The organism is Elusimicrobiota bacterium (genome assembly GCA_016218575.1).
Taxonomy (GTDB): domain Bacteria; phylum Elusimicrobiota; class Elusimicrobia; order UBA1565; family UBA9628; genus JACRDN01.
This window is the reverse complement of sequence record JACRDN010000019.1, coordinates 170,571-192,780: the sequence shown is the minus strand read 5'-3', so window position 1 is coordinate 192,780 and position 22,210 is coordinate 170,571. Positions and strand designations below refer to the sequence as shown.

Annotated in this window: 22 protein-coding genes; all 22 read right to left on the bottom strand. The window is 63.0% G+C overall.

The window, feature by feature from the left end; translation table 11 throughout:
• Nucleotides 1–51: 51 nt before the first annotated feature.
• The gene (cpaB, locus tag HY921_09165) at nt 52–807 is read right to left on the bottom strand and encodes a Flp pilus assembly protein CpaB (GenBank protein ID MBI5631040.1); all 756 of its coding nucleotides are present in this window, start codon (nt 805–807) and stop codon (nt 52–54) included.
• Between the two features lie 3 nt (nt 808–810).
• The gene (locus HY921_09160; GenBank protein ID MBI5631039.1) at nt 811–1,332 is read right to left on the bottom strand and encodes a pilus assembly protein; all 522 of its coding nucleotides are present in this window, start codon (nt 1,330–1,332) and stop codon (nt 811–813) included.
• A gap of 103 nt (nt 1,333–1,435) precedes the next feature.
• Nucleotides 1,436–1,630 (bottom strand): Flp family type IVb pilin, encoded by a 195-nt coding sequence (locus HY921_09155; GenBank protein MBI5631038.1) that lies wholly within the window; start codon nt 1,628–1,630, stop codon nt 1,436–1,438.
• Between the two features lie 19 nt (nt 1,631–1,649).
• Entirely contained in the window at nt 1,650–1,820 is a 171-nt protein-coding gene (locus tag HY921_09150; protein ID MBI5631037.1) for a hypothetical protein, read from the bottom strand.
• A gap of 61 nt (nt 1,821–1,881) precedes the next feature.
• On the bottom strand, nt 1,882–2,862 hold the full coding sequence (locus HY921_09145) for a hypothetical protein (GenBank protein ID MBI5631036.1): 981 nt from the start codon (nt 2,860–2,862) through the stop codon (nt 1,882–1,884).
• Nucleotides 2,859–6,398 (bottom strand): hypothetical protein, encoded by a 3,540-nt coding sequence (locus HY921_09140; GenBank protein MBI5631035.1) that lies wholly within the window; start codon nt 6,396–6,398, stop codon nt 2,859–2,861. The genes HY921_09145 and HY921_09140 overlap by 4 nt, the downstream gene beginning before the upstream one ends.
• A gap of 95 nt (nt 6,399–6,493) precedes the next feature.
• Nucleotides 6,494–6,820, bottom strand: coding sequence for a hypothetical protein (locus tag HY921_09135; protein MBI5631034.1), 327 nt, complete (start codon nt 6,818–6,820; stop codon nt 6,494–6,496).
• 67 nt (nt 6,821–6,887) lie between these two features.
• Nucleotides 6,888–8,513, bottom strand: a complete 1,626-nt coding sequence (locus HY921_09130) for a DUF2723 domain-containing protein (protein ID MBI5631033.1) — start codon at nt 8,511–8,513, stop codon at nt 6,888–6,890.
• Nucleotides 8,501–9,481 carry a tRNA (adenosine(37)-N6)-threonylcarbamoyltransferase complex transferase subunit TsaD gene (gene tsaD / locus HY921_09125; protein ID MBI5631032.1) on the bottom strand — a complete coding sequence of 327 codons (981 nt, stop codon included), beginning with the start codon at nt 9,479–9,481 and terminating at the stop codon, nt 8,501–8,503. The genes HY921_09130 and tsaD overlap by 13 nt, the downstream gene beginning before the upstream one ends.
• Nucleotides 9,481–10,767, bottom strand: coding sequence for a S41 family peptidase (locus HY921_09120; protein ID MBI5631031.1), 1,287 nt, complete (start codon nt 10,765–10,767; stop codon nt 9,481–9,483). Before HY921_09120 ends, tsaD begins: the two co-directional genes overlap by 1 nt.
• The gene (locus tag HY921_09115) at nt 10,764–11,846 is read right to left on the bottom strand and encodes a peptidoglycan DD-metalloendopeptidase family protein (GenBank protein ID MBI5631030.1); all 1,083 of its coding nucleotides are present in this window, start codon (nt 11,844–11,846) and stop codon (nt 10,764–10,766) included. The genes HY921_09120 and HY921_09115 overlap by 4 nt, the downstream gene beginning before the upstream one ends.
• A 32-nt stretch (nt 11,847–11,878) precedes the next feature.
• Nucleotides 11,879–12,616: a hypothetical protein gene (locus tag HY921_09110; protein ID MBI5631029.1), complete on the bottom strand. Its 738-nt coding sequence runs from the start codon at nt 12,614–12,616 to the stop codon at nt 11,879–11,881.
• Between the two features lie 44 nt (nt 12,617–12,660).
• Nucleotides 12,661–13,860 carry a hypothetical protein gene (locus tag HY921_09105; protein ID MBI5631028.1) on the bottom strand — a complete coding sequence of 400 codons (1,200 nt, stop codon included), beginning with the start codon at nt 13,858–13,860 and terminating at the stop codon, nt 12,661–12,663.
• A 66-nt stretch (nt 13,861–13,926) separates the two neighbouring features.
• Nucleotides 13,927–14,412 carry a hypothetical protein gene (locus HY921_09100; GenBank protein MBI5631027.1) on the bottom strand — a complete coding sequence of 162 codons (486 nt, stop codon included), beginning with the start codon at nt 14,410–14,412 and terminating at the stop codon, nt 13,927–13,929.
• A 62-nt stretch (nt 14,413–14,474) separates the two neighbouring features.
• Entirely contained in the window at nt 14,475–15,950 is a 1,476-nt protein-coding gene (locus tag HY921_09095) for a hypothetical protein (GenBank protein ID MBI5631026.1), read from the bottom strand.
• A complete protein-coding gene (locus HY921_09090) occupies nt 15,940–17,373 on the bottom strand; it encodes a glycogen synthase (protein MBI5631025.1) in 1,434 nt (477 codons plus the stop codon). Before HY921_09090 ends, HY921_09095 begins: the two co-directional genes overlap by 11 nt.
• The gene (gene scpB / locus HY921_09085) at nt 17,351–17,992 is read right to left on the bottom strand and encodes an SMC-Scp complex subunit ScpB (protein MBI5631024.1); all 642 of its coding nucleotides are present in this window, start codon (nt 17,990–17,992) and stop codon (nt 17,351–17,353) included. Before scpB ends, HY921_09090 begins: the two co-directional genes overlap by 23 nt.
• Nucleotides 17,982–18,698, bottom strand: coding sequence for a segregation/condensation protein A (locus HY921_09080; GenBank protein ID MBI5631023.1), 717 nt, complete (start codon nt 18,696–18,698; stop codon nt 17,982–17,984). Before HY921_09080 ends, scpB begins: the two co-directional genes overlap by 11 nt.
• Nucleotides 18,699–18,705: 7 nt before the next feature.
• Nucleotides 18,706–19,722, bottom strand: coding sequence for a tryptophan--tRNA ligase (gene trpS / locus HY921_09075; protein ID MBI5631022.1), 1,017 nt, complete (start codon nt 19,720–19,722; stop codon nt 18,706–18,708).
• The gene (locus HY921_09070; GenBank protein ID MBI5631021.1) at nt 19,716–20,351 is read right to left on the bottom strand and encodes a site-2 protease family protein; all 636 of its coding nucleotides are present in this window, start codon (nt 20,349–20,351) and stop codon (nt 19,716–19,718) included. The genes trpS and HY921_09070 overlap by 7 nt, the downstream gene beginning before the upstream one ends.
• Before the next feature lie 5 nt (nt 20,352–20,356).
• The gene (locus HY921_09065) at nt 20,357–21,481 is read right to left on the bottom strand and encodes a CCA tRNA nucleotidyltransferase (protein ID MBI5631020.1); all 1,125 of its coding nucleotides are present in this window, start codon (nt 21,479–21,481) and stop codon (nt 20,357–20,359) included.
• On the bottom strand, nt 21,478–22,143 hold the full coding sequence (locus HY921_09060) for a hypothetical protein (protein ID MBI5631019.1): 666 nt from the start codon (nt 22,141–22,143) through the stop codon (nt 21,478–21,480). Before HY921_09060 ends, HY921_09065 begins: the two co-directional genes overlap by 4 nt.
• Nucleotides 22,144–22,210: the final 67 nt, after the last annotated feature.

The following is a 22,210-nucleotide window of genomic DNA, read 5'->3' as shown; positions in this document are numbered from 1 at the left end:
ACCTAGAAACGCCTAACCTGTCGCACTACTCCCCTAGATGTCTATTACCAGTCAGCGAAACAATTTCCTAAAGCTCGCCATCTCCATCGGGTGAAGCTCCAAATCTCCCAAGCCGCGCAAAACCACCCGGATATCGCCCTGAATCGTGGAGAGGGCCAAATATTGGGACTCATTCGGGTTCAAAGCCACGCTGATCACGGCCTTCTCCGAGAAGGCCGCGGTCTTGTCCTCCTTCTCCCCCGCGGACTTGAACTGCTTGGCGGTCAAGCCCTGTCCCATGTTGGTCCCCACCGCGACCACCAGGACGGCCTGCAAAATCGTGGCCGTGACTTTCTCCTTGCGGTTGTCGGCCAGAACCGCGTCGAAGGTGACCAAGACATCCACCCGGTCACCCGGCTTGATGAGGCTCTTGAGCTCGTTCTCAATAGGGATGATAGCCCCGCGGTAGCCGGGAGGAATCTTGACGCTGAGTCCCGCCTCCGGCGACAGGGAAACCAAGGCCGACTGCGTGACTTGGTTTCCCTTGGGGATGCGCACCCGGGTCACGAGGTTCGAGATGAGCTTGATGTCCGAGGGGCTTTTCACCTCGAAGCCGTCCTGCTCCATGAACTTGCGGGGCACCGCCATGGGCTCGACCATCTCTTCCTTGAGCACGGTGCGCTCGGGGATGTCCACCTTGGCCGTCAGGACCTGTCCCGTCTCGTAAGAATTGCTGAGCGCCCTCTCCTTGCTCGACAAGGCCATGAGGTAGACCGTGGCCGCCGCCATCGCCAAGACCATGGGGACCAGGATTCCTTTCTTTTCCATGCCTCAGCCTCCCTTTTTGAACTTCCCGCCGCCCTTGCCGCCCAAGCCCTTGGCCGATTCCCCGCGCTGCAGGGGCTGCTCGATGGGCATGCGCACCACGGCCTCCAGCAGCCGGCTGGCGCTGCCCTTGGGCTTGGCCAGGAGCATGCTGCTGATGGGAAACACCAGACGCACCTGGTACTTGCCCGTCACCACCAGCTCATGGTTCTGGACGTCGGCCTGCGGGTCCCACAAGGTCTGCTCCGGGGACGACTCGACCCAGGCCGTGGGGATGATGCGGGCCATGAACTTGTTCATCTCCGCCTGGGCCTTGGCCGGCTGGGGATTGCCCCCGTTGCGGGGAGTCGCGACCAAGGCCCCGATGCGGGCCACCTCGTAGGTGGCGTGGTTGAGCATGATCATCCAGAAGGCAAGGTAGCCGAGCTCCATGATCGTGAACACGATGGTCATGAAGATGGGGAGAATGAGCAGCATCTCCACCACCACCTGGCCCAGCCGGCTGCGCTTGCGCTTAAGTTTTGTCATTTAATCCACGCTAACCCCTCGTGCTGCGCGCCTCCCCGGGGGAGGCTTGTGCAACAGCCGGTGCCAGGCACCCTTCGGGAGCCAGGCACCGAAAGGAGTGAAGCTAATTAGATCCGCTCCCGAGCTGGCCGGCGGCTCCGGTGATCATGCCCTGGATCTGCTGGAAAAGACCGGGCATGTACTTCTTCAGGGCCACACCGGCGATCAAGACCACGCCCACCACGACCGTGAGCATGAGCAGATACTCGACGGTGTTCTGGCCTCTCTCTTCCTTGAGCCAAGCGCGCATCTTCTTCATCTTGTCCACCCTCCAGGTTTCAGTAGTATGACCTTAGTATCTTGATTCCGGCCGAAATGAACAGCTTCTTCAAGCCCCCCTGCAAAAATCCGTACATGCCCGCGAAAACCGTGACCAAGGTCAAGGTGGTCAGCATGTACTCGACGGCGGTCTGCCCCGCCGTTCCCGTCGGGAAAAACCTTTTTTTCACTCGCGTTTTGAGTGTAACAGCCGCCTTTGTCATTGTCAATATCCGCCCGATAAAAAGACATTTAAAATTTAAGCTTCAAAGACACCTGGTCCACCGTGCCCAAGGCCCCGAAGGGCACGAAGGCGTAGTCTAGCCCCACGCCGTAACCGAAAGCCTGCGTGGTGTAAAGGCCGAAGCCGAAGGTAAGCCCGCTGCTCCGATCAAGCCTCAGCGACTTCAACTGGTCGCTGACGCTCTGGCCCAGGCTGTCCGAGCTGTAGTAGCCCACCCGGAAAGCCAATTGCCCTAGTTCAAGGTACTCCTCTGGGACCTGGAACTCGCCTCCGATCCCGATGCGGTAGGGCGCGTCGGAGGCCTTGTTGAGCTCGAGGCTGAGCCCAAAGAAATCCCCCATCTTGAACCCCGCCCCCAAGCGGGTTACCTTGGCCACGTTGGCCGCGTTCGAGCCGAAATTCTGGTGGGCGAACCCCAAGGACAAGGTCGGGCTCGGCTTGACCAGGACGCCCACGTCCCCGACCACGGTGTCGTGCAAAGTGCCCGCGTTGTCCTCGTGAATGCCTCGGATGGCCGCGCCCAAAAACAGCTTCTCGTACCAGAAGGAGCGGGCCACTCCCATCGTCCCCCAGCCGTTTCTCACGCGCACGTTCTCGCTCGGCAGGGGCACCCCGTTGGCGTCGCGCACGTCGAAGCCGCTGGCCGAGAGATAGGCGATGTTGGCCCCGAGCACCGTGCGGCCCATGGGGTGGGCGTAGGCCATGTAAAGGGGAGTGTCGAGATCCTGCACGTAGCGCAAGTAGGAGTAGGCAAGCTCCTTCTGCTGGGTCACGGCCAGGCCCGCCGGGTTCCAGTTCAGGGAGTCGGAGCCCTCGGCGATGGCCACGTAGGAGCGCCCTAGGGCCATGGCCCGGGCCGAGCCCTGCCCGATCTTAAGAAAGGACCCGCCCGCGGTCCCGGCCGCAGAGTCGATGGCCAGCGCGGGCCGCGCCACGCCAATAAAAAGCGCGGCCAGGAGGAAGGTCTTTACTGGGGTGCTGGCTATCATGGGATTAATAGCCTCTTAACCGTCTGCACCGTATTCTTGCCGCCCACGGTCTCCTCCACGCGGACCACAGCGTAATAAATCCCGCGGGCCACGGCCCGGCCGGACGGGTTGGTCTTGTTCCAGGCGAAGCTCAAGGGGTCCGAGGTGAAGCTGGGCGCCCTCTCGCCGAAGTCCCGCTCGAACACGAGGTCGCCGGCGATGGTGTAGATCTTGAGCGTGGTCTTACCCTGGAAAGGCAGATAAATCGAGAAAGTCGCCGTGGCCCCGCTCGCTGGATTGGGGTAGACGAAGGTGTTTCTCTCGAAGTCCCCCAGCGGGTCCAGGGAACCGTTGCGCACGACCGGGATCTCGTCCAAGGGCCGGTCGAGGGAGAGGGCCCCGGGGTTGACCACGTTGCCCGTGATGTCGTCTATGGCCCGGATGTCGGTGGAGCCCACGATCTTGAACTTGTAGTTGCCGTCCGGGACCATGCTCAGGCGCAGGTCGGTGCCGTCCCACACGTCCTCGATGGCGGTGCGGGCGGGCTTGACCCCCACGATGCGCTTGACCAAGGAGACAGACTCTGGCGGCGAGGGGTTGCCGGCGTTGTCGAAAATGGTGTTGGGCTTGTAAATCTTGATCGCGATCTTCATGGGCTCGGACACCTGGTACAGGATGGAGGAGCCGCCCGTGTCTAGACGCAGGGGCGAGACCGCCACGTCATAGATCCGAATGGGGTCAAAGGAAACCGTGACCTGGGCCGTGGACGGCGAAGACAGCTGGGAGGCCAGGTCCTGGGCGACGGCTCTCACCGTGTAAAAGCCGGCCGGCGGGAAGTTTCCCCTGTCGTCGCGGCCGTCCCACACGTCCTGGAGGAGAAGCCCGCTCTCGCGCACCGCCCCAGACACGAGGTTGCGGACCACCACCGGCGGCACCGAGGTGTTCAGTATCTGGATCGTGACCGAGGACTGGCGGGTCAAGGAATAGCTCACCGTGAAGGGATGCAAGGTGATGGTGTTGCTCGAGTTGAAGAGCTGGGGAATGTCGGGGTTCACCGTGAAGCTCGGGAAGAGAATCGCCCCGCGCTGGACCACGATGGAACCCGTGATGCGGTCGGTCGCGAAGAACTTGGGAGTCGTGCTCGATTGGGCCACCAAAGTGAAAACGTAGCTGCCGTCCGGGACCATAAGCCCGTTGGTGTCCCTGCCGTCCCACTGCTCGGTGATCTTGAGGCGCCCGGCCCGGTGTCCCCGGATGGTGATGAGCGGGGAGAGCTGGTTGCCGTTGGAGTCGGTGACCTGGGCGCAGAGGCCGGGGGTCAGACTCGAGCAGGGCGGCCAGGTCGTGGTGCTGTTGGCGATCACGGTCCCGGGAGGGTAGATGTTGAGCCCCAGGTTCATGTTGGTGGAGAGCTGGTAGCTGATGAGGGCCACGTCCGAGGCTCCGTTTAAGAGCGGGGTCGTCTGCACGTCCGTGATGCGAAAAGGGTTCACCGGGAACACCGCCGTGGTGGTCGTGACCTTGACGGGATAGGAGGGATCGGCCGCGGTCAGCTGCACGAGATAAGTTCCCGAGGACACCCAGCGCCCGTTGTCCGCGATGGGCTCCTCCCAGCGCTCCGAGTTGCCGAAGAGTCCCGGGCGGATCTCGTCCTTGACCAAAGTTTTCACCACAGTCGTTCCGGCCGCGTCGAAAATCTTGATGTTGACCAAGGCGTCCCGGGACAGGGAGTAGCGAAATATATAAGGAGGAAGACCGGCCACCGAGGGGCTCGACCCCAAAACCGTGGAGGACGGCGTGATCTGGCTGATCCCGATGAATCCCCGGATGACGGGCAGGAATCCGCTTTTCGCCTGCGACGTCCAAATCCTCCTGTCGGCGCCGCTGCCGTTGAAGATGACGCCGTTGGGCGAGGGCATGGCCCCATACATCACGAAGACGTAGTCCCCATCGGGAAGCAAGGTCCCTGAAGAGTCCCGGCCGTCCCAGAAGCTGATCACGCGAGTCCGGGAGTTCTTCTGCTCCACGATGCGCTTCAAGGGAGTCACGACGCTGGCCCCGGCGCAATCAAATTTGGGCAGGAATTGCTTGGGCGGGTTGCTCGGGTTGCCGTCATCAGCGGTCGCCGGCACGTTGTTGAGACCGCTCGTCGCGCAGAACTGGATGCCCGGGGGATAGATGTCTATGAAGGTGGTGGCAGGCTCGGTCAAGACATAGTCGAGGACCGCCAGAGAAGTAGCTCCATCAAGAAGCGGAGCCACTCGGATATCCGTGATCTGCAGGGGATCGATGCCGATTTGGCGCGTGGTCCCCTCGGACAAGTCATCCCCGTATTGGTCGCGCGCGAAGGCATGGAAGCTCGCCAAATAAATCCCGCTCGGCAGGAAAGCCCCGTTGTCGGCCCTCCCGTTCCAGGAGTCGCCGTTGATGAGCGGCGGCTCGGTCCCCGGGGTTCCCTCCCCCACCCGCGGCAGGCCGGGGACTATGGTCCGCAAGGTCGTGCCCGCGGTGTCCGTGATCTTGATGAAGGTGGTCGCGTCCTTGGCGAGGCGGTAGGTCAAATTATAGGGCTGGGCCGGGACCGCGGTGATGGTCCCAACCACGGTCGGCGAGGAACGCACCACGTGCACGTTCGAGACGTCCACGGCAATGGGTTTTTGGCTGACGACGAGATTGCTCGAGTCCCTGGTAGCACCCGAAGGGTAGGCGCGCACCGCCGTGATCTGGATATTGCCGGCCTGGGAGCCACTTTGGTTGGTCTTGACCGTCACCCGGAAGCCGTATTGCCCGTTGGTCTTGCCGAGCTCCCCATTGAGGTTGACCGAACCGTCCCAGAGCACGCAGAAGGGACCCAAGGGGCCCGAGGCGCTGCTGTTGGTATTGGCGGGCAAGGAGCCGGGGGCGTCGATGAAGAAGGTGCGCAAAGGGGGTGTCGAGGCCGGGTCCAAAGAGTTGGAGCCCGCTTGGAACTTGAAAATCTCGAAGTTAACCTCGTCTATGGCTATCGCGGCGGTCTCGCCGCCCGTGCCGTAGCCGATGGTCGCGCACAGAAACAGGTCTGAATTGCAGACGTTCTGGATGGCGCTCCCGGGGTTGAGCGGCGCAGAGCCCGCGGCCGCACCGCTCAAGCCGTTGGGCGGCACGCTGCTCAAGCACCGGCTGGCCGAGGATGGGGTGTCGAACTCGATGTGGGGCTCGTTGGAGAGGTTGCCGTAGGCCCCGGTGATGCTCCCGTCCTCCAGGGGGTTGATGCTCGGCCCATTGGCGGCCGATCCGGCGCCGCAGCCGTTGGCCCGGTTGCCGTCGTCGTCCGTGCATGAGACGGGACAGGTTGTGGTGATGCTCTGGCACAGGGCATCGGTGAGCGGAGGACAGCGGAAACGGGGGACGCCGTTTAAGTTTTGCACCACGCAGTTGGAGTTCTTGCGATGCACGAAGGCGCTTTCGATGTAGAGCTGGATGTTGGCCGAGGCGGAAGCGGGCCAAAGAAGAGAAGCCAGGAAAAAAATCCCGACGCTCAAGAGCCGCGCGCTAGAAAAGCACCTCTGTTGTTTCATTAAAAAGCCATGTCCCGGGTGCTACTCGGAAATAAGTTTATCCGATTACTATTTCGTTATTATTAAAAGACGATTAAAAAATTGTAAAGCCCGCATTAACCAAGGCCGCTTGTTTGGCGCAACAATCTCTCCAACTCATCCTCGAGGCTCTTCTGTTCCTTGCCAAGGCCCTCGGCCGCCTCCTGCCAGTTCAAGCGCTCCTGCCTTTCCTTGAAGATCTCGGTCTCCAGGCGCAGCACCTCCTCTCGCAGGAATTTAAGCTTAAGGCGCATATCCGCTTCCCTCTGGCGGGAAAATTTAAGGGCCTTCTCCTTGGCCTCGAGCACCCGCTCCCAGTCCTGGATTTGCCGGCGTTGCCGCGCCTTCAAGAGCCTCAGCATTTCCCAAGAAGTCTGCTGCGCGAAAGGGGCAAGCTCGGACACGGTTCAAGGATAGCAGGCAGTCAACGGAAAACAATTGACAAAATGTTACACGTCTGGTGTCAGACTATTAATAGTCTGCCACCAACTGGAAGTCCTCAGGGGCGAATTGGGCGGCTTTTTGGTAGTGGGCGAGGGCTGGGGCGGGCTTGCGCCGGGCCTCGTAATATTGGCCGGCCAGATAGTGGGCGAAGGCGTAGGAGAGGCGGATGTCATGGGCATAGGATTCACCATTCAGGAGCGCGGGGCCCGGGCGCAAAGGGGAGAGCTCCCACCCTCTTTCGGCATCCGGCGAAGAGCTCGCCCCGGAACGCTGGACCAATCCCAGGGGCTCGGCCGTTACCCCCAATTCGCGTATTTTCTCCCAAGGCATGCCCGTGAAATAGACCGGGCCTCTGGCCAGGCGTTCTTGAATCCAAGACCCGAGCCCTGGCTCGAGCTCGCTCATAATGGTTCTCCCTTGGGGTTCGAGGGCCTCCAGATACTTCAAGGAGAAAAGCGCCGTGTCTCCCCGGACCACGGCGTCCGAACCCGGAGGGATGAGCCTTCTCAAGGCCCGGGCGTAGTCATAGGCTGAAAAGTCCTCCCGATGATTCATGGCTGGACCATGATTCCATAACGGTAAAAGGATCAAAAGACCGAGCAAGAGCATTCCCAACCAGCGCATTTTCTTCTCGACCGCGGCCAGCCCCAAGCCGGCCAAAAGGCTCATGAGGACACTCGGCACCACGAAAGCCGTCTCCAGAACGCTTCGCGCCACCCAGCCGGAGACATCGAAGCGCGATAAACAGAAAAATAAGGGCCCGCTGAAGAAGAGGCCGAGCACCGCGCCTCGGCCCAGGGAGCGCTCGTCCGCGCCGGTGGTTCTGGAGAAAAGGGTTCGCCATGCCCCCCAAAGAGACAATAAAAATAGGACAGGCGAGCTGGCTTCCCACAGCCCTTTGACGAAATAACACGTCAATCTCCATATTAAAGGAAGAGACCACTCCTGGGCAAATCCCGAAAACAAACTCAAAGCGCCGTACTCCGCCCGGCTGAAAACAGCCCAGGCCAGGCTCCAATCCTTGAGTCGGAGCCAGAGAAGAGCCTCGGGGAGAAGGCCCAAGGCCAGGAATGGCACCACCTTGCCAAGTTCCCTCCAAAAAGGTCGCCCCTGCTCGAGCGCCTGTCCGCGCCAGAGATAAGCCAAAGCCGGCGCCAGCAGGACAAGGCTCTGGTGATTGACCAAGCCTAGGCCGAAAAAGAAGGCGGAAAATATTGCCCTTTTAGGAAATGTCTCTTTCTCCCCCTGACTCAAGACGAAAAGCAGAGCCGCGAACAAGGCTTGCCACGAATACATTTCCTGAAGCAGACTGAATTTCCACAGGGGCGCGCTCAAGGCCAGCCCCAGCGCCGCGCCGAGCGCGGCCCTGGCTCCCGCCAAGGGCCGCAGGGCCAGGAACAGCGTCGCGACCGCTGCAGCACCCATGGCGCAGGAAAGCGCGTTGAGCCGATAGGCAAAGTTGCCCAGTGGAAAGATCAAAAGCCAGAGCCTGCCGAACAAGGCGTAGAGCGGATAACCGGGGGGATGGGCCAAATCCATGAGGAGAGCGGAACGGGCCAAATCCGCGCTGTCGCGCGGGGCGAGACTGGGGTAAGCAGTATAAAGATAAAGCGCGAATACGCCTAGGAACAACGCGGCAGCTATCTTGCCCAATTTTGGAAGCCGAGGGATGGGTCGCAGGCAAGCCTACGGGAAATCCGACCCGCCTTGAGCCGATGCCAGGCGGCCTGAGCGATCATGGCGCCGTTGTCCGTGCATAAATCCGGCGGAGGGATGAGGACTTGAAATCCCTCGGCCGCTCCGCGAGTGGCCATCTCGGCTCTCAAGGCGCTGTTGGCCGCGACCCCTCCCCCCAGCACGATTTGCCTCACCTTGAACTTCCGCGCGGCTCGAAGCGCCTTGGCGACCAGCGTATCCACGACCGCGGCCTGGAAGGACGCACAAACGTCCGCGACGCGCTTTTGCCCGTTCTTCTGCAAATAATACAGCACGGAAGTCTTCAGCCCCGCGAACGAGAAATCCCAGGTCTCTGGCATGTGCGGACGGGGAAACGAAACGGCCTCTGGGTCTCCCTTTCGGGCCCTATGGTCGATGTGGGGCCCGCCGGGATATCCCAGGCCCAGGAGCCTGGCCACCTTATCGAAAGCCTCCCCCGCGGCGTCGTCGCGTGTGCGCCCCAGGACCCGGTAGCGCCCGGGGGCGCGGCATAAGACCAGGTCGGTATGCCCTCCCGAGACGATGAGGGCCATGAGGGGGAACTCCAGGGCCTCGGAAAGCTCGACCGCGAAGACATGCCCCTCCAAATGGTTGATCCCGACCAAGGGCAGGCCCATGAGCTGGGCCAGGGCCTGGGCCGCGACCTTGCCCACAAGAAGCGGGCCCATGAGCCCGGGCCCCTGGGTGTAGGCGACGGCGTCTAACCGGGAAACTCCGCCCAAGGCCGCCTCGATCACGGGGGCTATTTTCTGGAGATGGGCCCGAGAGGCCAGCTCCGGAACGATGCCCCGGTATTGCCTGTGGAGACGGATCTGGGAGGAGACCACGTTCGAGAGCACCCGGCCGTTCTCGACCACCGCGGCCGCGGTTTCGTCGCAGGAAGTCTCGATGCCCAGGATGCGCATCAGTCCTGGACTTTGAGCGCTCCCAGCACATCTCGCGCCTTCAAGAGCTCCACCGCACGCTCCAGCGTCTCGTCGCGCACGGCCTCCTCGCCCTGAACGACGGGCCGCGGCTTCTTGTCCTTGGCGTAAATGACGTCGTATTGGGAATAGAGCTTGGCCTCCATCTCGTGCGAGACCGGCACCACGATATCCGGCGCTATCCCGCCGTCCTTGTGCTTCTCATCGCGGTGAATCGAGCGGCCCAGGGGCGTGTAATAGCGGGCCACGGTCAGGCGCAGGCCCGAGCCGTCCGGCAGAGGGATCACTGACTGGACGCTCGCCTTTCCGTAGCTGCGCATGCCCATGATCAAGGCCCGCCGATGGTCCTGGAAAGCCCCCGCCACGATTTCCGAGCCGGAGGCCGAGCCCTCGTTGACCAGAACCACCAGGGGCAGGCTCGGGTACGGAGCCCGCCCGGTCGCCCGGAACTCTTGGCGGTTCTCCGGCTTGCGGCCCTGCGTGTAGACGACGAGCTTGTTTTCCCCCAGGAAGTCGGAGGCCACTTCCACGGCGGCGGAGAGAAGCCCGCCGGGGTTGTTGCGCAGATCCAAGACGAGGCTCGTCATTCCCTTTTTCTGGAGATCCTTCATGGCGGAGAGAAAGTCCTCCGCCGTCCTGGCGCTGAACTCGATGATCCTCGCGTAGCCGACCTGGCTTTCGAGCATCCGGCTCTGGACGCTCTCGATCTTGATGATCTCGCGCGCGATGGTGAACTCATGAGAGATCCATGCGCCGTCGCCCTTGTCGGGGGCGCGCAAAATCACGAGCTTGACCGTGGTCCCCGGGCTGCCGCGCAGCTTCTTCAAGGCCTCTGGAAGGCTCATCTCCTTGGACGGCTGTCCGTCTATATCGGCGATGCGGTCGTTGGGCAAGATTCCCATCCTGTAGGCAGGGGTCCCGGGAAGGGGGGTCACCACGGTAAGCCAGTCATCCTCCTTGACCGCGATGCGGATGCCGATTCCGCCGAATTGCCCCTCCGTCTCCGTCTTGATCTCGCCGTGGATCTCGGGCTCCATGAACTGGGAAAAAGGGTCCAGGCCATACTTGGCCATTCCCGACGCGGCCCCGTAGATCAGTTTCTGGGTGTCGGGTTCGTCCACGTAGTTGTCCTGGATGTACCCCAAGACGTCCACCAAGAGCTTGAGCTGTTCGTAGGTCTTGTCGTTCGCGGCGGCGCAAACCCCCCGGCAGGCGAAAAGGCCCGAGAATAGCGCGAGAGAGACCGCGGCAGTCGTTGTTCTTTTCATAATTTTCTCAGCCATATCAGAGGGTCCAAGGCCGCGGTCCCGTTGCGCAGCTCAAGATAGAGGACCCCGCTCTTGCCGTCCCGGGCCTTGCCGGCCTTGGCCACCGCCTCGCCGGCAGCGACCTTGGCCCCCTTGCTTTTGAACGTTTCCGAAAGCTCCCCGTAGATGCTGAAAAAATTGGATCCATGGTCCACGATGAGGACCTGGCCGTACGAGCGAAAGAGCCCCGTGAAAATCACCTGCCCGGATTCCACGGCCGAGATCACGGCGTCGGGCTGGGTCTTGAGGCGGATCCCCTGGTGTATCACCCAGCTTTTGAGCTCCTCGTTGCGCTGCCGGCCGAAGGGCTGGACCACCGAGCCCAAGGCCGGCCACGGGAACGAATGCCGGGGATAGCTCCATTTGGGCTCGACCGCCGGCCGGCCCGGGCGAGGCCGGCCCAAGGCCGCGATGAGCTTGGTCAAGGCCTTGGCCGACTCCTCCAGCTCCGCGGCCCGGCGCCGGGCCGCGGCGGCCTTCTCCTGGGCCTGGGCCTGGGCCGTCTTGGCGCGCGCGTATTGCTCCCGGTGGCGCTGCTCCTCGGCGCGGGCCCGCTGGGTCTTGGCCATGAGTTCCTCGGCTCTGCGCCGAGTCTCGGCCTCCGCGGTCGCCGTGCTCCGGCTGGCCCCCTTCAGATTCACGAGGAACCGGGCTTTCCCCAATATGGCCTCGCGCTGGAAGGAAAGCCGCCAAAACTCGGGACTGCCGAAAAAATTCTCGCGGCCGGCCAAGGCCTGGGCGTAAAGCTGAAGATCCGAGTCCATGGCGGATTTCCAGAGCCCAGAGGCCTGGCCCATGGCCGCAAGCCGCCCCTTGAGCCGGTACCTCCTGTCTCGGGAGTCCTTGACTCGGCGCTGCAGGGCCGCCACCTGCTTGCGGGTCTCCCCGCTGCGCGATTCTATTTTGGAAAGTTCCGAAGTGAGGCTCTTCTCCAGTTCCTCGTACTCCTCGATCTCTCGCCGGGTGGACTCAAGCTCCTTCTGGACGGCCTTGAGCTCCTTGCGCTTGGAGCGGACCTGGGCCGAGCAAACCGGGCTCATGCCCGCGAGGATAGCCCCTGCCAGTAAAAATTTCAATCCTCTCGCCGACACAGCACCCACCCGGCCGCGGCCGCCGCCAGGACCAAGGCCGCCTGCCTTGCGCCGGCGGGGTAGGCCCAGCCAGCGCGAAGAACCTGGAGAGGCCAGGCCGCCAGGCCCGTGGCCGCCGCCCCGAAAACGGCTCCCGCCCCGCTCACCAAGGCCAGCTCAAGCCCGGGGGCCTGTGTGATTGCGTTACCGGCCGACCATAGGGAGAAAAGGAGCATCCCCGTGGCCAGGCACATCAGGAAGCTCAAGCTCAAATCGATGAAATGCCTGTAAAATTGGACCTGGAGAATAGCCTGTACCTGGGCCGTCTTGTAACGGATATCGGCCCAGTCAGCCAGGCCCTGGACCGCGGCAATCCAGGCCGAGACGCGGGCCACGCCCAAAGGCGACAAGCGCGCCTCGTAAGCCGGATTGAGGGGGTTCTCACCCAGAAGCACGACCGCGTCCACCAACTCAGGATCCTGGCGGCGCAGGGCGGCCAAGGCCTCCTGGCGCGACACGTAGCGCAGTTCCTCCAAGTCCGGAAGGGCCCGGAGCTTCTCCTCCAGGATTCTTCTCTTGCTTTCCTCTAGGTCCTGCTTGAGAAATAAAACGATCTTGAAATCCTGGCGAAGAACCTTCTCCACCTGGGCCGCCTGCCTCTCCAAGAAAAGCAGGGCTTCTCCCGCGCAGCCGATGGACAAGCCCGCGAACCCGGCCAGAAACAAGCGCCTATGCCTCATCGAGAGCTCCAGTATACAAAAATTCCCCTTGGGCCTCCGGAACGCTAACGGTAGGGGATGAAGGCTAGAATCAGCCTGAAGACCAGTCGCACGCATAGGGGAATGAGAACGAGCAAAGTCAGCAAGACCAGGAGCGGGTTGCGGCCCGCGGCGTAGGAAATGAAGGAAGATATCCGGCCCCGGGTGGCGGCCGGAAAGCGCGGAGGCGAAGTTTCAGGGGGCGCGGGAGAAGGCATGACCTTGAGGACGTCGCTATGCGCCAGAACCCTGCGAATCTGGCGCATCGGAACCTCGCCGATGACCACCAGGGCCAAATCCGAGGATCCGGGAACCTTCTGGTAGCCCACCGTCTTCTTCCAGCGAAAGCCCGCGTACGAGCCCAATTCCGCCATGACCCGGGAGAAAGTCCCCTCAATGGAAGCGGGATCCGAGATCCGGATGCCTATCACCAGCTCCGCGCGCAGGCCCTCTCCGGAGCGCGGGTCCGGAGACGGGCGCTGAACCTCGACGCGCGCCACGCTTGGAACCTTGAGGGCTTCTCCCAATTTATGGGCCGGCATCCAGCCCCAAAGGGAGACGCGGCCGGGGCCCGCCGCGGCCCTTGCCCTGAACCTCGAGTCCTCTCGAAATTGCGCCAAACGGGAAAGGCCCGCCACCGCGTCGCGATAGCCGGGCTCGGCCTCGGAGCCGCTCAGCTCCAAGGCCACGAAAATCTCGCCGCCCGCGGGTCCGGCAAGCGCGCCTTCAGGAGAGACAGCCCCGGTCGGGCCGTCCCGGGACTGGAGAATGTGGGTCTCGTAATCCTGGCGGACCAAGGCGCTGGCCTGGTCGGAGGAGACGCCTTTCGCCCTGCCCGGCGGAAGCTCCAGGGGGGAGGACAGCCCCTCCCAAAGAGAATACCTCTGTCTGTCCGGCGCGCCCTGCGCGGGCAGGAATGGAATGGAAGGCGAGGCGGCGTGCCCGGCAGGTCCGCCGTGACCCGCTCCCTCAGGAGATGCTTTGGAGCCGGGCGCTCGCGGAAAGTTCTTGGGCTGGGTTCGAGGCGGAGTCGGCAACACGGGGCCGAAGGTTCCCTGGCCCGTGTGCTCCCTCGCGCCGTTTTCCAGGTAGTCGCTGGCCTCGCCGGAGGGGGGCTGGAAACCCCCGCCCTCGCCGATGTAATACTGGGAAACCTCTTTTCCCGGAGGCTCCCCGGCCCCGGCCCAGACCGCGGCCGAAAACCACAACAGACTCGGCAAGAGCATTCGCGCGCATCATAGCATAGATTCCCTTATAGGACAATAGTCCTAATGGTGCCCAGGTCTAAAGACCTATTTCACGGGAGCGAAGCCCTTGCCGGGAATGGTCTCCAGGAATTGGGTCTTTTTTCCTTCAAAAACTATCGCCGAACCATGATCCTTGGCGAGCAGAATCGCTTGAGGCAGTCCGGAGTCCTGTTCCATGAAATTAAGGATCAAGTTCCCGCGGGAACCGAAGTAGGCGGAGGTTGTTCTTGCCGAGCCATTAACGAGAATCTCTACGGAGGCCGGGATCAACTTGTAATAGTAATACCACTCCGGGTTGGTGTTCAGGATTCTACCTGACATTACGACAATCTCGACTTTATTGCCGTTGCCGACCGCAAATTTATAGCTCAGGCCGAAGAGCTCTCCCAGTTGTTTTATGGCGCTCTGCTCCAGGGCTGGAAGGCGATCCTCTATAGCCCTGAGCATTTCCTTCGAGGGCCTTTTCGGGGTATCGGCGAACGCCGGGCCGAGGAAGCCCGCCAAGCACAAAAATACCGCGGCATGTCTCATGTGAACCCCCTAGCGCAAGATACCGCGATGCTGACGAAATATACCACCCCTAAGAAAACATGTCAAGACCTGGAGTAACCCCGCGCCAAAAGAAGCGCCGCCCCGCCCAGACCGCCCCCGACCAAAGCGCAGGCGGGAATCTGGCGCAAGGCGATCGCCGCCGCGAGCTCGCCGGATGCCGCGAGGCTCTGGAGTCCCGCCAATCCTAGAATCCCAGCCAGGAGGAAAAGCCTGCGGCTTTCGAAGATCCGGTTTTGCTCGGCGCAGCCGGGGCAGTCGAAGCCCCAATTGACCAGAAACAGGCCGCAGAGAAGGCCGGGAAGACCCAGCAGAATCTCGCGCCAGCGGCTCGCCAGCCACCACCAATCGGCCGAGCCAAGAATCGGCCCGGAGCGCGTGGCCAAGAAATAGGCGGCGCAAGCCGCGGCCGCGGCCTTGAGCAGATGAGAATAGCGCACTGGGGCGCCGAAATCCCGGCCGGCTCGGCCCAGCTCCTCGGCATAAAGAATGGCTCCCCCCAAAAGAACAGGCCCCGCCAAGGACCAGAAACCAGGCGGTTCGGTCGAGATGGCCAGGACCCGGCAAGCCAGTCCAGCGGCCGCGGCCGAAGCCACGGCGCAGCAATATCCCGCAGCAAGCTGGGCCACGGGCGAGAGCAGCGGCCGCTGCGCCAAGACCCAGGCCCTGGCGGACTTGAGGCCCCCCAGCCCTGCCCGGGACGCGGCCAGCGGCCCCAGAAGCGCCAGGGCCATGGCCAATAATCGGCGAAGCCTCCCTGGCCCCGGCGATTCGGGGGCTTGGGGGTCGGCGGGCGTGGAAAGGGCGATGCCCGCGGCGCCGAGCCCGCGAACCCCGCGGCGCAGGGCCTCGAAATTTTCCTCAACCCCCTTCCCCATATCTAAATTCAAAATGACCAGGCGGCGCGGATGCGTGGAGGCGGCCTCGAGCCAATGCCCCAGAGGGGCCGTGACGCGCAAAGCCCTGGGGCGCCAGCCGCCCTGGCCCGGCAAAAGCGCCTTGAGCCCTGCATTGGCGAGCGCTTCCGCCTGCCGGGGGTCGGGTCCGGCCGAAGCATCCAAGACCAGCGGTCCCGAGGTACTGGCCCAGGAATAGCCGGAGGCCGTGAAAGTGCTTAAAGCCAGGCCTTGGCGGGCCGCGGCCGCCTCGACCAAAGTCAAGAGCTTGGGATCGCGAGTCCCCAGGGTCTCCGGCTTTATGGCGGTTCCCGGCGCTATGAGCCCCAGGGCCTCCCATTTCCCCAGCTCCTCCCCGCTGAAATAAAAGAGATCGCCGCGGCCGGCGAAGTACGACAGAGAACGCTCGCTTAAAACCCCGGCCGAAATGCCCAGTATCCTGGCCCTTTCCCAGAAGTCGGGCAAAGGCAAGCCGCTCTTTCGGCAGAAGGAATCCGCTTCGTCGGCCGGCACCGCCAGGAGGACCTCCCTTCGGCCGGCCTCTTCCCGGACAAGGCGGGCGGCGCCGGTCAGAGCCAGGACGCCCAGCAGGAGCGCGGCCAAAAGACGCCGGTTACGCCCCATGCTTATCCTTGGCCAGGCGGTAAAGCTCCAGGTATCTCTCCATGGATTTGTCCCAGGAGAAATCGCAAGACATGGCCGAAGCCACCAATTTATTCCATGAAGGCGCGCCGTAGGCGCGCAAGGCCCGGTCCAAGGCCTTTTCCAGGGACCTGACGTCCTCCGGTTCGGACACGAAGCCGTTGACGCCGTCTTGGACCGTGTCGGCGAGACCTCCGGTGCGGGTGGCCACCGGCAAGGTGCCGTAGCGCATGGCGATCATCTGGCCCAGCCCGCAAGGCTCGAAGCGGGAGGGCATGAGGAAAAGGTCGGAGGAGGCGTAGAGGCGATGGGCGAAAGGGTCGTCGAAGCCGGAACGGAAGTGAACGACCCCCGGCTTGCGGCGAGCCAAATCCACGAAGGATTTCTGGAGCGCAGGATCTCCCGAGCCCAACACCGCCAGCTGGCAGCGCTCCAGGAGCGGCTCGAGCGCGGCCAAGGCCAGGTCCAAACCCTTCTGGCGGTCGAGCCGCGAAACGATCCCCACGAGAGGGACGAGTGGGGCGGCTTTAAGACCGCACTCGGCCTGGAACTGCGCCTTATTGCGGGCCTTCCCCTCGAGCACGTCCTCCGGGCCAAAGCGCTGGGCCAAAGAGTGGTCCTTGCGGGGATTCCAAACCTCCAAGTCGAGACCGTTGCGCACTCCGTGGAGATCGGCGGAGCGCTCGCGCAAGATCCCTTCCATGCCGAAGCCCCGCTCCCCGGATTCCTGGATTTCTTGGGCGTAGGCGGAGCTGACCGTGGTCAGGATGTCGGCGCACAAAATTCCCGCCTTGAGGAAGCTCAAGCGCCCGTAATACTCGAAGCCCGCGGGAGTGAAGTCCTCCTTGCCGAAGCCCGCCAAAGTCAGGCTCCCCGCCGGAAAATTGCCCTGGTAGGCCATGTTGTGGAGGGTCAGCATCCCCGCGGTCCGGGCAAAGAAAGGGTCCCCGCGGTACTGGCGCTTGAGGTAGGCGCAGATGAGAGCCGCCTGCCAGTCATGGGCGTGAACGACATCGGGCTCAAAGCCCACGGCCTTGGCCCCCTCCAGCACGGCCCGGGAGTAGGCGATGAACCTGGCGTCGTTGTCCGGGAAATCCTTGCCCTTCTCGCCGTAAAGCCCGGCGCGGTCGTAAAAAGGCGGATAGTCCACGAAATACACCGAAACCGCCTTCCATTGCATATAGCGCAGTTTGGCCTCGATGCGGCCCGCGCCCAGGGGAATGGAGAGGGGATGCCCGAGCCCCGAGCGCAGGGGAGCGGCCTCGATCCCGCGGTAGTACGGCAGGAAGAGGCAGACGTCATGCCCGGCCGCGCCTAGCTTTTGGCCCAAGGTGCCGGCCACGTCGGCCAGGCCCCCGGTCTTGCAGAAAGGGACGGCCTCGCTAGACGCTAGGAGGATCTTCATCCGAAGGTTGATCGGGCTCGACGGGCCACAACGGCTGGGGCGGCAACGTGGAATCGGCCTGGGCCGGTTGCGCAGCGGCGGCCTCGACTGCCACCTCGCTCGGGGTGAAGCTGTCCAAGGGAGGAAGATTCTCGAGGCTCCTGAGCCCGAAGTGGCGCAGAAAATCAGGGGTGGTGCCGTACATCAAGGGCCGGCCCACCGTCTCCTTTCGGCCGACGACGCGGACCAGATGCTTCTCGAGCAAGGTCTCCAGAGCCGCGATGACCTCGACGCCGCGTATCTCCTCGATCTCGGCCCGAGTCAAGGGCTGCTTGTAGGCGATGATCGAAAGGGTCTCGAGGGCCGCCGTGGAGAGGCGCATGGTCATGCGCTCGGTGAAAAGCTTTCGCACGTGCGCAAAGTAGGCGGGCCGGGTCGCCATTTGGAAGCCCTCGGCCACCTCCATGAGCTGAATGGCGGAGCCCTTCTGCTCCATGTCCTCGCGGATTCGGGCGATGGCGGACTCCACCTGGGGCTGTTCCTTGATTCCGGTGATCTTGCAGAGCTCCGCAAGCCCCAGGGGCCGGTCCGTGATGAAAAGCAAGGTTTCAAGGGTTTTCTTCAGCTCTTCAGTTTCCATTGGAATCTCCACGCTTGGCGTAAATCATGATCTTCCCGAAATTCCCGTCCTGGCGAAGGAAAAGCTTCTGGAGCTTGGCCAGCTCAAGCAAGGCCAGGAAACAGCTTAAAATTCCGCGCCTCTTGCGCTCGTCGGCGAAAAGCTCGTCCCAGGAAATATGGTCGCGCCCCTCCAGAAGAAAAATGATTTTCTTGATCTTGTCCTCGATCGGGAATTCCTCGCCCAGTATCTCCTTGCTTTTCTCCTCGCCGCGGTCGAGGACCTCGCGCAGGGCCTCCAAGAGGTCGAACACGCCGATGTTGACGGACTTCTCTGACTCGTCGAATCGGGGAGCCCCGCGATAGAAGACGTCCTTGAACTCGTCGGCGCGGGCCTCCAGGAATTTGGCCGCCTCCTTGAACTTCTGGTACTCCAAGAGCTTGGCCACGAGCTCTGCCCTGGGATCGGGCCCCTCCTCGGCCTCCGCCGGCTGGCTGGGAAGCAAGGTCCGGGCCTTGATGGCCATAAGGTTGGCGGCCAGCACCAGGAATTCCCCCGCCACCTCGAGATTGAGCTCCTTCATGAGCTCCAAGGTCGCCAGGTACTCCCGGGTGATGTGGGAAAGCGGGATGTTGTAGATGTCGAGGTCGTCGCGCTTGATGAGGTAGAGCAAGAGGTCGAGGGGGCCCTCGAACATCTCCAGATGCACTTCGTAGCTGGTGTTCATTTATGCCTCAGGCGAGCTTCATGGCCCGCCGGACCTCCCGCATGGTATTCTGGGCCGCCTCCCGAGCATGGGCGGACCCGGTCTCCAGGATCTTCTCAACGAGCCCGGATGCCCCGGCGAGCTCCTCCCGCCGGCGCGCGAATTCCGCGAAGGGCCCCTCCATTTCTAAAAGCAGATCCTTCTTGCACGCCACGCAGCCGATCTCTCCGGCCCGGCACTCCTCGCCTCGGCGAGCCGAGAAATCCGCCGAGGCGTACAACTTGTGCAGGGCGTAGGCCACGCAGCCGGGAGGGTTCTCCGCGCAGGGCTCAGGATGGCCGGGGTCGTCGGCGCGGGCCTTCAAGGGATCAGTGTAGAGCCTCATGACTTTTCTCTTCAAGGAGTCGGCCGTCTCGTAGATGTCTATGGCGTTGCCGTAGGACTTCGACATCTTGCGGCCGTCCGTCCCTGGAATCTTGGGGGTTTCAGTCAGCAGAGGCTGCGGTTCGGGGAGGACATCGCCGTAAATCGAGTTGAAGCGCCGCGCGATCTCCCGGGCAAGCTCCACGTGGGGGAGTTGATCATGCCCGATGGGAACGAGGCCGGCCCGATAGAGTAGTATGTCGGCGGCCTGCAGGACCGGATAGCCCAGGAAGCCGTGGGTATGGAGATCCTTGGCGTTGGATAGCTCCTGGAGCTGTTCCTTAAAAGTCGGGTTGTTCTCCAGCCACGAGAGGGGCGTGATCATGGAAAGGAGCAACGCCAACTCCGCATGCTCCGGCACCGCGGATTGCTTGAACATGACGCACTTCTCGGGGTCGAGCCCGGCCGCCAGCCAGTCGAGCGCCATTTCCCGGATGTTCTCCTGGAGCCGGCCGGTGTCGGCGTAGCCCGTGGTCAGCATGTGCCAGTCCGCCACGGCGAAATAGCAGGCGTGCTTTTCCTGCAAGCCCACCCAATTGCTGAGGGCTCCCCAATAATTGCCCACGTGCAGGCGCCCGGTAGGGCGCATCCCAGACATCAGGACCGAAGCGCCCTTCACCATATGAGGCCCAGCCTCGCCAAGAGCTGCAGGGCCAGGAGGGAAGGGAAAGTCACCAAGGCCTTGACCGCGCCCGCGGAGATCAGGATCATGAGGACGGCCAGACCGTAAGGCTTGTGCCGCTCGTAGAGACGGCGCGCGCCCCGCGGCAGGACCTGCCCCAGCACCTGGCTGCCGTCCAAGGGATGGACGGGGATCAGGTTGAAGAAAGCCAGAAAAACGTTGAGGCTCACCGCGAAAAGCAGGGCCTTAAGCAACGTGCTTTGGTACTGCGGGAAGAATGCGGGAAGGCCAGCGATCACGCGGTAAAGCAGGGCCGCGGCGACGCCGAGGCCGAGATTGGCCAGGGGCCCGACCAAAGCCACGCGCCACAAGGCCCAGCGCCCGCGGGCCAGGCGGGAGGGATTAACCGGGACCGGCTTGGCCCACCCCACCAGGGGCAGGTGAGAGAGCAGGCAGAAAACGGGAAGAAATACGCTTCCCAAAAGATCCACGTGAGGCAGGGGATTGAAGGTGAGCCGCCCGGCCTTTTGAGCCGTGTCGTCGCCGTTCCGCAAAGCCGCCGCGCCATGCGCCACCTCATGGACGACCACCGAAAAAAACAGGATCGGCAGTTGGACTATCCACTCCATGGGCACTATCTTATCAAAAACCGGCGCAGCCAAGAGAGCGCTTGCCGACGAGAAGCGATTTCGCCCGCCCACTGGGCCTCGGCCGCGGCCTGGAGAATCTCGTGGTAGACCTTCCCGGGCTCAAGCCCCAGGGCCGCCAAATCCCCCCCATTGAGGAAAAGGGGCTTCAAGGCCGCGCGCGGCAGATTGGGATAGGCGCCGGACAGAACCCGAAGGGCCAGGGGAGAAAGAGGGCCCCGAGGAGAAGCTCGGCCTTGGATCAGCTTCAAGACTCCGCCTATTTCTGCCGAGAGCGAATGCTCGACGGGCAGGGAGCGCAGCCAGCGCAGGCCCTCCTCGGGCCCCAAGGCCAAGGCCAGGACCGCCAGCCTCTCCCCGGAGCCGGAAGGAAACGCCTCGGGCCAGCGCAGGTCGGGATGAAGAAGGGAGAGATAGCCCAAGCCCTTAAGCCAGCGCAGAGGCTCGGCAGGGTCCTTTTCCTCGAGGATGCGCAGGAGCTCATGCAGCAGGCGATGGGGAGACAGGCTCGCGGCGTGCCCTGCCGCGAGGGCCTCGCGCGCTTGGGATTTCAAGCCCGGAGCGCAGCGCAAATGAAATCGGGAGACGAAACGCGCGGCGCGAAAGACCCGGGTCGGGTCGTCCCGGAAACTCCGGGGATGGAGGACACGCGCGATCCTCGCGTTCAAGTCCTCGAGGCCTCCGTAGGGATCCACCAACTCGCCCACCCCCCTCGGCAATAGCCGCAAGGCCATGGCATTGATCGTGAAATCGCGGCGGAACAAGTCCTCCCTCAAGGACGCCGCGGCCACGACCGGCAGGGCCGCGGGCTCGGGATAGTCCTCGCGGCGGCTCATGGCGAAGTCCACGCGGAGGTCTCCCGCGAGAACTTTCCAGGTTCCGAATCGGCCGAAAGACTCGGCCTTGCCGCCGAGGCGCTTGGCGCAGGACTCGGCCAATGGCTTGGCCTCCCCCTCCACGACCACGTCCAGATCCTTGGTGGCGCGGCCCAATATCCAGTCGCGCACGCACCCCCCCACGGCGTAGATCGGGATTTGCGCCTCCCAGGCCCGAACCGCCAACGGGCGCAAAATTGCCAGGGCTTGGGATGGGATGCGCAGCTCTGAGCTCAAAGGGACTTGACCGTGGAGGCGGGAGGCAGGGGTTCCTGCGGATGGGACTTCAAATGCTCGAGAAGCTCCTTGTAGGAGGACAGGCTGTCGTTGGCCTCGACCACACGCTTCAAGCCCTCGAGCAGGACCTGGCACGTAATACCGCTCCCGTCGGCTCGCCGGTAAGGCAGCGCCGATGGGATGCGGCGCCGTCGAGCGTAGCTCGGACTCACCTCGTAGAGCGCCAGATCAAGCTCCTTGGCGAAGCACTCCATCACCTCCCGCTCCTCACCGCGGTAATTCTCGCCCTCGAGGACTTCCGCCAAGCCATCGGGCCCGAAGAACACCTCGGGCTCGAGGTCCAGCGAGAATTCGGATCCCATGGCCTCTTTCATGGCCAGGAAATCCTCCCGCATCTTCTTGCGCCAGCGCTCTTCCTTGTCACGGTAGCTCTCCGGCATGACGAAGGCTAGAATCTCGGCCCGCGGCTCGAAATAGACGTAGGGCTCCTGCGGAAAGAAAGGAACGTCGCATGAGGGGCAGAGGAGGAGATTGCACTCCTTGGCCATCACGGCCTCGCGCAGGACCTCGTCGCGGTCGCCGCGGATGAAGCTCCAAATGCGGACCTCGAAGGGCTCGCAGCCCTTGGGGCATTTCGCCGTGATCTCGCCTTGGAATGACATATTTGCCTTGCCCGCTCCTTGTTGCCATTATATCAACTCCGGTGGAACTGTGGGCGCCCACAGCTGA

Bases quoted from the DNA above. Each gene is read 5' to 3' on its own strand.
- cpaB (MBI5631040.1), bottom strand. From the start codon at position 807: ATGGAAAAGAAAGGAATCCTGGTCCCCATGGTCTTGGCGATGGCGGCG.
- HY921_09160 (MBI5631039.1), bottom strand. From the start codon at position 1,332: ATGACAAAACTTAAGCGCAAGCGCAGCCGGCTGGGCCAGGTGGTGGTG.
- HY921_09155 (MBI5631038.1), bottom strand. From the start codon at position 1,630: ATGAAGAAGATGCGCGCTTGGCTCAAGGAAGAGAGAGGCCAGAACACC.
- HY921_09145 (MBI5631036.1), bottom strand. From the start codon at position 2,862: ATGATAGCCAGCACCCCAGTAAAGACCTTCCTCCTGGCCGCGCTTTTT.
- HY921_09140 (MBI5631035.1), bottom strand. From the start codon at position 6,398: ATGAAACAACAGAGGTGCTTTTCTAGCGCGCGGCTCTTGAGCGTCGGG.
- tsaD (MBI5631032.1), bottom strand. From the start codon at position 9,481: ATGCGCATCCTGGGCATCGAGACTTCCTGCGACGAAACCGCGGCCGCG.
- HY921_09120 (MBI5631031.1), bottom strand. From the start codon at position 10,767: ATGAAAAGAACAACGACTGCCGCGGTCTCTCTCGCGCTATTCTCGGGC.
- HY921_09115 (MBI5631030.1), bottom strand. From the start codon at position 11,846: ATGAGCCCGGTTTGCTCGGCCCAGGTCCGCTCCAAGCGCAAGGAGCTC.
- HY921_09110 (MBI5631029.1), bottom strand. From the start codon at position 12,616: ATGAGGCATAGGCGCTTGTTTCTGGCCGGGTTCGCGGGCTTGTCCATC.
- HY921_09105 (MBI5631028.1), bottom strand. From the start codon at position 13,860: ATGCTCTTGCCGAGTCTGTTGTGGTTTTCGGCCGCGGTCTGGGCCGGG.
- HY921_09100 (MBI5631027.1), bottom strand. From the start codon at position 14,412: ATGAGACATGCCGCGGTATTTTTGTGCTTGGCGGGCTTCCTCGGCCCG.
- HY921_09095 (MBI5631026.1), bottom strand. From the start codon at position 15,950: ATGGGGCGTAACCGGCGTCTTTTGGCCGCGCTCCTGCTGGGCGTCCTG.
- HY921_09090 (MBI5631025.1), bottom strand. From the start codon at position 17,373: ATGAAGATCCTCCTAGCGTCTAGCGAGGCCGTCCCTTTCTGCAAGACC.
- scpB (MBI5631024.1), bottom strand. From the start codon at position 17,992: ATGGAAACTGAAGAGCTGAAGAAAACCCTTGAAACCTTGCTTTTCATC.
- HY921_09080 (MBI5631023.1), bottom strand. From the start codon at position 18,698: ATGAACACCAGCTACGAAGTGCATCTGGAGATGTTCGAGGGCCCCCTC.
- trpS (MBI5631022.1), bottom strand. From the start codon at position 19,722: ATGGTGAAGGGCGCTTCGGTCCTGATGTCTGGGATGCGCCCTACCGGG.
- HY921_09070 (MBI5631021.1), bottom strand. From the start codon at position 20,351: ATGGAGTGGATAGTCCAACTGCCGATCCTGTTTTTTTCGGTGGTCGTC.
- HY921_09060 (MBI5631019.1), bottom strand. From the start codon at position 22,143: ATGTCATTCCAAGGCGAGATCACGGCGAAATGCCCCAAGGGCTGCGAG.